The organism is Arthrobacter sp. JCM 19049 (assembly GCF_001310435.1).
The window spans coordinates 1-650 of the sequence record NZ_BAXF01000865.1 but is presented as its reverse complement, the minus strand read 5'-3'; the positions used below and the strand labels follow the sequence as shown (position 1 = coordinate 650).

General features: G+C 68.8%; 1 protein-coding gene. It reads left to right on the top strand.

The window, feature by feature from the left end:
* Positions 1–528: 5-formyltetrahydrofolate cyclo-ligase (locus tag JCM19049_RS16805; RefSeq protein ID WP_279403486.1), on the top strand; the 528-nt coding region annotated here is incomplete at its 5' end.
* Positions 529–650 lie beyond the last annotated feature (122 nt).

The window sequence follows — 650 nt, the reverse complement described above, 5'->3', positions numbered from 1 at the left end:
GCCGAGAGGCGGCCCAGCTTCGCCAGCGGGTGCTGGAGGTGCTGGACGCGGCCCCGAGGGCATTCGAAGAAAGTGGCGGCATACTTTTCCTCCCCGGACGAGCCGGACACGGCCCCGTTGCTCCAGGAGCTGACCGGGCGCGGCTTCGAGGTCTACCTGCCGGTGTGCGAGCCGGGACATGTCCTGTCCTGGACCCGCTGGGAGCCGGGCACCGAGATCGTGCAGAGCCGGGTGGCCCCGGTCAACGAACCGGTCGGACCGCGCCACGATGCCAGCTTGTTTGCCGAGATAGACCTGATGTTCATCCCCGCCCTGGCGGTGGATGCTGCCGGGCTGCGTCTGGGGCAGGGCGGGGGCTACTATGACCGGTTCCTGCCCAAGATTGATGGCTACCAGACCCGAATTGCGGCGCTGGTGCGCGATGACGAGTTCGTGGAGGCCGGCTCCTTCGCCGTGGACCGCCATGATCGCCCGGTCGGCGTGGTGATCACGCCCTCGGCGATACGGCGCCTGGACAACGGGTTCTAGGGATCCTCCTCCTCCCCTAGCATCCTCCACAAACCGCGGGCTCGTGCGCCCGGAACCGGGGCCGCGGTGGTGGCATGGGGCCATGAGCCGATTTCGCACCCGCGTGCCCCACGAATTCCGCG